General features: G+C 40.8%; 9 protein-coding genes and 1 pseudogene. 6 read left to right on the forward strand and 4 right to left on the reverse strand.

What is annotated here, in order from left to right:
- Positions 1–236, forward strand: a pseudogene (locus ACTRWI_RS10005) (IS1595 family transposase); the annotation flags it as partial.
- A 203-nt stretch (positions 237–439) separates the two neighbouring features.
- Here ACTRWI_RS10005 and ACTRWI_RS10010 read toward each other — a convergent pair.
- Positions 440–784: a DMT family transporter gene (locus ACTRWI_RS10010; protein ID WP_499130984.1), complete on the reverse strand. Its 345-nt coding sequence runs from the start codon at positions 782–784 to the stop codon at positions 440–442.
- A gap of 310 nt (positions 785–1,094) precedes the next feature.
- Between ACTRWI_RS10010 and ACTRWI_RS10015 the strand changes: the two genes are divergently transcribed.
- From ACTRWI_RS10015 to ACTRWI_RS10030, 4 genes are all read left to right on the forward strand, one after another.
- Positions 1,095–2,243 (forward strand): S-(hydroxymethyl)glutathione dehydrogenase/class III alcohol dehydrogenase, encoded by a 1,149-nt coding sequence (locus ACTRWI_RS10015; protein ID WP_499130986.1) that lies wholly within the window; start codon positions 1,095–1,097, stop codon positions 2,241–2,243.
- A 168-nt stretch (positions 2,244–2,411) separates the two neighbouring features.
- Positions 2,412–3,251: an S-formylglutathione hydrolase gene (gene fghA / locus ACTRWI_RS10020; protein WP_499130988.1), complete on the forward strand. Its 840-nt coding sequence runs from the start codon at positions 2,412–2,414 to the stop codon at positions 3,249–3,251.
- Between the two features lie 149 nt (positions 3,252–3,400).
- Positions 3,401–3,733 carry a DMT family transporter gene (locus ACTRWI_RS10025; RefSeq protein ID WP_004737544.1) on the forward strand — a complete coding sequence of 111 codons (333 nt, stop codon included), beginning with the start codon at positions 3,401–3,403 and terminating at the stop codon, positions 3,731–3,733.
- A gap of 174 nt (positions 3,734–3,907) precedes the next feature.
- Positions 3,908–4,309 (forward strand): hypothetical protein, encoded by a 402-nt coding sequence (locus ACTRWI_RS10030; protein ID WP_499130992.1) that lies wholly within the window; start codon positions 3,908–3,910, stop codon positions 4,307–4,309.
- 124 nt (positions 4,310–4,433) lie between these two features.
- On the opposite strand, the gene ACTRWI_RS10035 is transcribed toward ACTRWI_RS10030, so the two are convergent.
- On the reverse strand, positions 4,434–5,708 hold the full coding sequence (locus ACTRWI_RS10035; RefSeq protein ID WP_499130996.1) for an MFS transporter: 1,275 nt from the start codon (positions 5,706–5,708) through the stop codon (positions 4,434–4,436).
- A gap of 118 nt (positions 5,709–5,826) precedes the next feature.
- On the opposite strand from ACTRWI_RS10035, the gene ACTRWI_RS10040 reads away from it, so the two are divergent.
- Positions 5,827–6,564: a 4'-phosphopantetheinyl transferase family protein gene (locus ACTRWI_RS10040; protein ID WP_499130999.1), complete on the forward strand. Its 738-nt coding sequence runs from the start codon at positions 5,827–5,829 to the stop codon at positions 6,562–6,564.
- A gap of 47 nt (positions 6,565–6,611) precedes the next feature.
- On the opposite strand, the gene ACTRWI_RS10045 is transcribed toward ACTRWI_RS10040, so the two are convergent.
- The gene (locus ACTRWI_RS10045; protein ID WP_004737540.1) at positions 6,612–8,363 is read right to left on the reverse strand and encodes an ABC transporter ATP-binding protein; all 1,752 of its coding nucleotides are present in this window, start codon (positions 8,361–8,363) and stop codon (positions 6,612–6,614) included.
- On the reverse strand, positions 8,357–10,150 hold the full coding sequence (locus tag ACTRWI_RS10050) for an ABC transporter ATP-binding protein (protein ID WP_105024165.1): 1,794 nt from the start codon (positions 10,148–10,150) through the stop codon (positions 8,357–8,359). The genes ACTRWI_RS10045 and ACTRWI_RS10050 overlap by 7 nt, the downstream gene beginning before the upstream one ends.
- Positions 10,151–10,196 lie beyond the last annotated feature (46 nt).

Raw genomic sequence — 10,196 nt, forward strand, 5'->3', positions numbered from 1 at the left:
GTATGCAGATGCGAGTTGATGAATCAATTGGATCACGAGATTGGAAAGAAATTAGTGAAGTATTACAACCACTTGTTACTACTGACTCGATTCTTTGCTCAGATGGTGCAAATGCTTATAAGAGCTTTACTAAAGAGAATGATTTAACTCACTACAGAATGATCGCTAGCAAAAATCAGCGAGTTATTGGTAAGCAGTTTCATATACAAAATGTGAATAATTATATGATGCGGTTACACACTATGAGCAAGCCTGAGTCAGATTAAATCATTAGGTAAACTAATCCAAAATCACATTAATTAGATGTGAATGAGTATTTGATCTAACAAGCTTTGGGGCATTTTCGGAGCTAGAAAATGCCCCGTGTAAAAATTCAACCTGAGAAGTTCTTGGACCAAGACGTGTTTGCGAGGTCGGCGTCAGCTAATGACTCACCGACCTAATGACTCACCGAAGTCGAAAACAAATTAATAATCACCACTCCAGCCAGAATCAAAGCAATACCGATGACTGCGTAGATATCGAGCTTTTGTCCGTAGACAAGCCAAGACAATGCTGCGACTAGCACTATCCCTGCCCCACACCAAATCGCATACGCCACGCCTAAAGAGATGGTTTGCACTGTGAGAGACAATAGATAGAAAGCACAACCGTAACCAATTAATACTGCGACACTCGTGGGCAAAGAAGTAAACTGCTGCGTTTTAGGTAATAGAGAAGTGGCAACAACTTCAAGCACAATGGCAAGCGATAGCATTACAGGCGCTGGGAGAGAAAAAAGCATGTTCAAACCTACAACGAGAAAATAGGCGGCAAGCTTATGCTCCATTTATTTCCAACAAATGTCCCTTCTACTTAGTTACTGTTTAGAGTTTCGTTAGATTCTCTTAGCAATACCTTTCCCTTCAAACTCACAAATTATTACAAATAGGTAATAATCATTTTCTATTTAAGGGGATTATCAAAACCTGTGACCGCACCTATACTGGCTCCAACAAAACGAGAGAGCGGAAGCAATTAAGCTCGACTACGCTTAACGGGTTGAACCAAATTGCAAAGTTATCTGCTGTACTGACATATAAAGGAAGCATCCAATGACTATCGAAATCAAACCTGGTCAAACTCATATCCAATCTAAAGCAATGGTTGCTTGGAAGGCAGGTGAGCCGCTAAAGCGTGAAACGGTTGACGTTGAACTGCCAAAGGCTGGCGAAGTACTTGTTCGTATCGTTGCTACTGGTGTTTGTCACACTGACGCATTCACTCTTTCAGGTGACGATCCAGAAGGTATCTTCCCTTCTATTCTTGGTCACGAAGGTGGCGGTATCGTTGAAATGGTTGGCGAGGGCGTAACAAGCGTTGAAGTTGGTGACCACGTTATCCCACTTTACACTGCTGAGTGTGGCGAATGTAAATTCTGTAAGTCTGGTAAAACTAACCTTTGCCAAGCGGTTCGCGAAACTCAAGGTAAAGGCCTAATGCCAGATGGCACAAGCCGTTTCTCTATCAACGGTGAGCCAATTTTCCACTACATGGGTTGTTCTACTTTCTCTGAGTACACTGTACTTCCAGAAATTTCGCTAGCGAAAGTAAACAAAGAAGCACCTCTTGAGGAAGTTTGTCTTCTAGGCTGTGGTGTAACCACAGGTATGGGTGCGGTACTAAACACAGCTAAAGTTGAAAAAGGCGACACAGTTGCTGTATTCGGTTTAGGCGGTATCGGTCTTTCTGCAATCATCGGTGCTCGTATGGCGGGTGCAAGCAAAATCATCGGTGTTGATATCAACGAGAGCAAATTCGAGTTAGCAAAACAACTTGGCGCGACTGACTGTATTAACCCAATGAAATTCGACAAGCCAATCCAAGACGTTATCGTTGAGATGACAGACGGCGGTGTTGATTACTCATTCGAGTGTATCGGTAATGTAAACGTGATGCGTCAAGCGCTTGAGTGTTGTCACAAAGGTTGGGGCGAATCTGTAATCATCGGTGTTGCAGGCGCGGGTCAAGAGATCTCAACTCGTCCATTCCAACTAGTAACAGGTCGTGTATGGCGTGGTTCTGCTTTCGGTGGTGTTAAAGGCCGCTCTGAGCTTCCAGAAATCGTAAACCGTTACATGGCGGGTGAGTTTGGTCTTCAAGAGTTCATTACTCACACAATGAGCCTTGACGAAGTAAACGACGCATTCGACCTAATGCACAAAGGTGAATCTATCCGTACTGTTTTACACATGGACAGATAATCCTCCTTGGTCTCGGCACCTAGGTGTCGAGACCACAGTTCTGACTTAAAAATCAGAGCGAAACTGTCTTCACTACCTCCTGCCCGGTGGGTGGTGAAACCTCTAGCTTAAGTTACAGAAAATCAAATACATTAATTCCGAAACCATCAACCTAACGGAGCACAATAAATGACAATCGAAAACATTAGCCAAGCAAAGGTTGCTGGTGGTTGGCACAAACAATACACCCACTTTTCTGCAACGCTTGACTGCGATATGCGTTTCGCGATTTTCTTGCCACCAAATGCAAGCAAAGAAAACCCAGTTCCTGTTTTGTATTGGTTATCAGGCCTAACCTGTACCGATGAAAACTTCATGCAAAAAGCCGGCGCATTTAAAGCTGCAGCAGAGCAAGGCATCGCTATTGTTGCACCAGATACAAGCCCACGAGGTGAGAACGTTGCTGACAATGAAAGCTACGACTTAGGCCAAGGTGCAGGCTTCTACGTGAATGCTACTCAAGCGCCATGGGATAACCATTACCACATGTACGATTACGTGGTAACAGAGCTTCCTGCACTGATTGAGTCTTTCTTCCCGGTGACATCAGTGAAATCAATTTCTGGTCACAGCATGGGTGGACACGGTGCCCTTACGATTGGCATCAAGAACGAAGATAGCTACCGTTCTATCTCCGCATTTAGCCCGATCAGTAACCCAATGCAATGCCCTTGGGGCCAAAAAGCATTCAACCAATATCTAGGCTTAGACATTGAAGAGTGGAAACAGTACGACGCCTCTGAGCTTCTAAAAACGAAAAGCACTAAGCTGCCAATGTTGGTTGACCAAGGCGAAGCGGACAACTTCCTAATTGAACAGCTGAAACCTGAACAGTTAGTTGAAGCCGCGAAAGTAAACAATGCCAATTTAGAGATACGTATGCAGCCTGGTTACGACCACAGCTACTACTTCATCTCTAGCTTTATTGACGAGCACATTGAGTTCCACGCTGCTTACCTAAACAAGTAGTCACACCTATTTAGCCCGCACCTTGCAAAAGCGTGAGGTGCGGGCTTTTTTGTGCCTGCAATATGAGCTAATCCGCGATTAGCACCAATGACCACTTTCAAACACTCTTGCTATACCAACACAAACAATACAAAGATAAAGGTACGAATATGAGCTGGTTTTTCTTGATGATGGGCGTAATGGCCGAAGCACTTTCTCACGTTGCACTTAAAGCCACCGATGGATTTAGCTTGTCTAAACCAGTCCCAGCTTTACTGGTTATCTCAGGTCACTTAGCGGCATTTTTATTCTTAAGCCAAGCCATGAAAGAGATGCCGGTTGGTGTAGTGCACTCTTTATGGGCTGGATTAGCAATTTTGACGGTAAGCTTAATCTCGAGCTTCGTTTACAGCCAACATCTAGACACAAAAGTTTGGATTGGCATGGGGCTTGTTGCCGCAGGCGTGATGTTGATCAACCTATCACAAGGCCACGCGCACTAATTTGCCCAGGCGCTTTTAAATAGAAAACGTCTGAAACGTAAATTATGAACAGTGCGTCAATTCTTTCAAATTTCCTAAAAGAGTGATGCCGCTTTCACTTATACTTACTCTTACAATCGACAAGTCAAACCTGTTACCATAGCACCTTCAACATCACCTATTTTAAAGGTTGCCATGAAAGCAATTAAGACTCTATTTCTACTGATGATTTTAGCTTGCGGTCTATTCACGGCTTGGTTGTTTATTTCAATCCCCGCGACGATAGATAAGCAAACACTTGATGTTCCATTGACGGAACCGTTCAAACTTGTGGCGTACCGTAGTAATCCAAATGATGCGAGTAAGCCATATACTTATCACTACTACGTGATTTCAGATGCTGTTGATATCGATGATATGGACCCGTTTTTGATTACGACAGACCAGTTTGTAAAACTTGGCGAGTTCGACGAAAACACGTTTAAGCTAACGGTAAATGGTAAGATCGAGAGTTACACAAACGATTTGTGGATCAAAAAAACGGACGGTACGCTTCAGCACTGGTATGTCAGCGTTGATGCGAACTACGTCCGTTAACTAGCTACTTGTTTAGCCTTTTTAAAACTGCGCTCTGGCGTCCAAGCCGAGCGCAATGTGCTCCTAGAGAACAATACGTATTCAATCTATGACGTTTGCTCACTTGCTCAAATATTGATTAAACTCAGTCATTGTACGCATCACTCCAGTGGCGATAATGAGTCGATTTCAACACTGCAAATAAGCTAGACAATGCAATCACTATTCCGAGCACCAAAGCACTACTATATCCACTAACCCCTGCTAAACTTGTGGCTAAAGAAGAAAAGACTATCTCTCCAAAAGTCTGTGTTCCCTGAAAGAAAGCAATGTTTGTTGCAGGCTGCAAAGTCTGCTGAGAAAAACGCATTGAATATGTATAGGTGCTTACCGCAATAAAACCCATCCCCAAACCTACAATGACAGATGTTAACCACACACACCATACACCCAAAAGCCAATCTTCGGCGATCGCTATCCAAAGAAAACCACCGAACATAACCAACTGTAAGCCGAACAGCAATGTTGAGCGATATCCGCAACGCTTTATAAGGTTGCTAGCAATGAAACAACCTACAAGCATTACTAGCAAATGACCAACTCCTGTTAGCATTCCTACTTGCGACATAGACCAAGATAAGTCAACCAAGATAAATTTTGACAGCGCCATTGTGATGACTCCACACAAAGTGGCGCACGAACATAGTACCAACGTTGAAGTCGCTCTTGGGGCTTTGAAAAACTTGAGAAGGGATGCTTTTGCTGTTGTACTGCTGTGCTTCACTTTCGGCTCTTGCCAAGTGATAATTGGTATTAGACATACACACACTATTGCGGCCAATAGTAGTAAAGTCACCCGATACCCTACATATTCAAAGGCAACCATTGCAAACGGACCCGCAATTAACATCCCGATAATAATTCCTGAAACCTGAATCGCATTCACTAAACCGAGTTGTGACTTCTCTGTATGATCTGCTGCTAAACCATCGGTCGCAATATCTTGTGTCGCTCCCACAATGGAAATGATCGCGAGTAATAGTGTTACTATGGTCAAGGTCTGTTCAGTAACGTTAATCATCGCTAATGTTATCAGTGTCATTACCATCACCAATTGCATAGGTATGATCCATGACTTTCTTCGCCCAAGAGAGCCTAGCCAATTATTTTCCACTAATGGCGCCCACAAAAATTTAATGGCCCAAAAAATGCCAGCGAGCGGTACCATTGAGATCAATTCTAGTGGTAAACCGAGTGTTTTTAATAGTGTAGGAATAGCATGGAATGTTAAACCAATAGGAATACCCTGAACAAAATACAGACTACAAATAATGACAAAAAAGACATTGCTTTGTTTAGATTTAAAATTCTCACTCTCACCTTTAATATTGCAGCTTTCCATAAAAGTCCTTAATTTCATTTCTGTTCAATAGGTAAATTAGTGTATGGTTTTCTGAGAAAATAAATTATGCTTTACATATAAAGAAAAGTAAATGATAATTATTTGCAACAAGTGATCTAATCATAATCTTAAAGAAATGGAAAATTTATCATCAGAATTTATTAATGACTTCAAATTTTTTAATTTTGATTATCAAGGTAAATCTTTAGATATAATGAAAATTAGTTTTTCTCCAGATAAATTTAGGGAAAACTTATTTTTTCACTTTGATATTGAATATCCAAATTCAGTCAGAGAGTCCGTACCCAAAAGAAAGAGGGAGTTTTTGGCAGGTCGGATATGCACCAAGTACTTGATAAAAAGGAATTTGGGTTACGCAATCGATGTTCCAATCTCCGCAGATCGTTCGCCAAAATGGCCTTGTGGATTAACAGGTTCAATATCTCATACCGATAATAGTGCTATTGCAATAGTGGGTAAAAAAGAACACTCAGACGACAACCTTTCATTTGGTATCGATATCCAGACTTTAATGTCTCAGCAACAGAGCAAAAGCATCCAACCACTTATTGCTGACATAACAGAATTATTGCTATTGAAGAAGCTTAATTACTCTAATGAATATTGCACTACATTGTTATTTTCGGCTAAAGAGAGCATATACAAAGCTATATACCCACATATTATGGAAATAGTCAATTTTGATGCTGTTAATTTAGTCAATATTAATCATCACAAATCAATCCTGACCTTTTCTACGTCCACGAACCTTAACAAAAACTTTAACATCAACAAAATTATCACGTGCAACTATCGCTATGACACCAAGAGAAATGAGATCACAACGCTATGCTTGTATAAACCAAGAAACTAAAAGCTGGCAAAACGTTATCTTGCCAGCTTTCTCTCAACAACAAAAAGCTATGAAATAAAGTGCCAACTTTGAGCTTGCTGTTGAAGGTTCCAAAGCTCATTATAAAGAAGTTTATTTTGCAGCAAAGTGTCGTGCCCCCCTTGCTCAACGATCTTCCCTGAGTCTAAAACAACAATATGATCAGCGTATTGAACTGTTGATAACTTATGAGCTATTACAAGTACGGTTTTATTCTGAACTAAAGCTTGCATTGCAACCTGGATATCTCGCTCATTTTCAGGGTCTAGAGAGGCTGTGGCTTCATCTAAGATAACAAGTGGCGCATCTTTAAGAAGTGCACGAGCAATTGAAAGTCTCTGTTTTTCACCGCCTGATAAGTGTACACCACCAGCACCAATCTCGGTATCAAGCCCCTTTTCCATCTCTGACACTAAATTTTTGAGTTTCGCGAGCTCTATAACACGCCACAATTCATCATCTGTCGCACCTGGTTTAGCAACACGAAGGTTATTCGCCAGTGTGTCATTAAAAATATAATTCAATTGAAACACAATACTGACATGCTGAAGCCAATGCTCAACTTGCATACTTGCAATATCAACCTGACTTCCTTGTTCTCCTATTGAGATTGAGCCTGAATCAAGCTGCCAAAAACGAGCTATCAATGACGCAATTGTCGATTTACCTGAGCCTGATGGGCCGACAAGTGCGGTTACTTTATTGTGAGGGAGCGTTAGGTTTAAACTATCAAAAAGCGGATCTTTTGAACCCGGATAAGTGAAACTCACATCATTAAAGGTGATCGCCATATTTGAAATCTGCGGTCGGCCTTGACCATGTGGCATAGTAGGTAATGACAACACTTCATCAACTCGGTTTACAGCCAGATCTAAATAATTTAGCTCAGCCAAAAACATTGACATGTTAAGTAATGGCCTGAAAAAACGGACTGCTGCAATCAAAAATAATAATACTTCCGGTAAAGCTATTGTACGCTCTAACCAAGCCCAAGTAAGTACAACCAGCAACACAATTAAGCCTGACTCCACCAGTACATTAAAGCTGTATACCGGCCATACAGCAGCCTTCTCAGCTTTTAAGGCTTGATTACGTGTTGATGTTAAAACATCATTTAAACGTGAAAAAGCTTTCCCCATCATGCTATGTGACTTGAGTTCCTTTAAGCCATTCATATACTCCATTACGGCATCATTCAGTTGATGCATCAAATGCTGCATGTGACTCTGCCACTTCCTAGCGTAAGCTCGCGTTAGTAAGTAAGCGAAACAAGCTAATGGCAAGGTTGACATCATGGCCAGCCCCATTCGCCAATCTTTAGCTATCAAGCCTAAGGCAAAAAAGCACAATACTGAACCAGTGGCTATAATTGGTGCATACAAATGAGTAAAAATCCGCTCAATCATATCAATGTCTTTTAGTAAGGTGTTATTAACACTGCCAAAATCAGAACGCTGGAAAAAACCCATTGGCATTTTCCGTAAATGGTCACCTAAACGCTGACGAATTTGCTTTCCTGCATCAAAACCAATAAGAGAAATGTTCACGTGAATGACTCGTGCCAATAGGGCCCGTATGATCATCATGACAGCACATCCGATCACCAACAAAAATTGATGCTGTATATCTGGCTTATCGGCTAACATATCCAGCAGAATATAATAAAGAAAGCCATAGGGAGCAGAAGCAAAGAAAGCATCAAGCACTGTCAGAAATACAGTTCGATTTAAACCTTTCAGAGACGTACCGGTTAAACGCTTTAAGGTATTTATTCTCAACATGACTCTACACCCTCTGACACTGTCATAGTCTCTTGACCCTTTGATGATTGCCCAAAGTGCCAAGCTTTAGTTTCTTGGTGTGCTTCCCACATGGACTGATATAGCTCGCAGCCTTCTAGCAATTCACCATGTGTACCTTCTGACACTTTTTTACCTTTATCCATAACAATAATTTTATCGACATGAGTAAGCGTATTTAAACGATGCGCAATAACTAATACTGTTTTGCCTCGCATTAAACTTGAAATTGCTTGCTGGATGCGAACTTCATTGCGCGCATCAGCATAAGCCGTTGCTTCATCAAGGATCAAAATAGGCGAATCTTTAGCTATAGCCCGAGCAATCGCAATTCTTTGAGCTTGCCCACCACTTAAACTCCCTTGATCAACTATCGTCTCGTAGCCTTCTGGTAATGACAAAATAAACTCGTGAGCACAAGCTGCTTTCGCTGCATTAACTATGTCTTCATCGGAAAGCTCATCATTACCCATGCGAATGTTTTCTTTGATAGTCTGCTCAAAAATATAAACATCCTGAAAAACAAAACTAACAAGCGACATCAACTGATCAAATGGAAAATCTGTTATCAACTTATTACCGATAGTGATCTCACCACTCTGGTATTCAAAAAATCGAGGAATCAACTGAGCCGCTGTTGTTTTACCCGCGCCAGATGGCCCTACAATAGCGGTAATTTTTCCTTGCAAAGCAGTAAAAGAAACATCATCGACAGTACTTTTAATCGCTTTATTATGTCGAAACGTTACATGATCAAAAGTGATACCTGTATGTGCTATAGTTTGCTGTTGAGAGCCCTCACTCTGAGGAGTTATTTCACAGAAGTATTTTATCTTTTCAACTCCTTTTAGCATCTCACTGAACATACCACCAAATTGAATAAGGTTGTAAAGAGGTTCCATCAACCCCACGCCCAGTAATATAAAAATAAATAATGTCGATAGCGTTAAATCACCTTGAGCGTATAACCATACACTAACAGGTAATAAAAAAAGCAAACCAAGATCAAGCGATAACTTAAATAAAGATGCTGGCGTTTTTGTATCTAATAACCAATTCGTCACCAGTTTATGATGCTCATTCACTGCATCTCGATATTTTTGATGCGAATCGACCGTCATGTTAAACGCTTTTACTACAGGTATAGATGCTACAAAATCGACAACACTAATATGCAAATTGGAAACGACTTTATGGTACTCATCTACTCTAACGTTGAAGCCTTTGAACATAAGAGCTTGTAAAACCAAAGCGATAGGTAAAGGTAAGAGAGCTATAAGTGCCAATCGCCAATCGATATATAACAAGAGCAGTGAAGCAACTAAAGGGCTCACAATCGCAGCAGCCATATCTGGTAAATGATGGGCAATAAAAGTCTCAATTCTGTCGACATCATCTGAAATAATTTTTTTCATTGATGCCGCAGCTTGTTTATTACTTTCACCTAATGATAACTGCCCTACGCTATCAATAATTTGTTGGCGTATTTCAAATAATAGTTGAAAAGCGGCTTTGTGCGACAATAATCCAGATGCTAGTTGCAACAGCATTTTCATCACTAATGCAATCGTAGCAAGTAAAACTAATTGCCAGACAATATAGGAGTCAGCAATAGCATCATTGATAAACCCATCAACCAAATGATAAATAATAAAATATGGTACTACCGTAAGTAAAGAATAAACAACGGCTAATACCATAGACGATAAAAGCTTACGGCGTTGGTTTGCAACCAATTGAATTAACCAAGAAAACGGCGTTCCTTTCATTTTTTTGCCTATATAAAGAAATAAAAAACAAAAGCGTAAAATTTCA

The organism is Pseudoalteromonas sp. G5_S1_14_S5 (assembly GCF_054968605.1).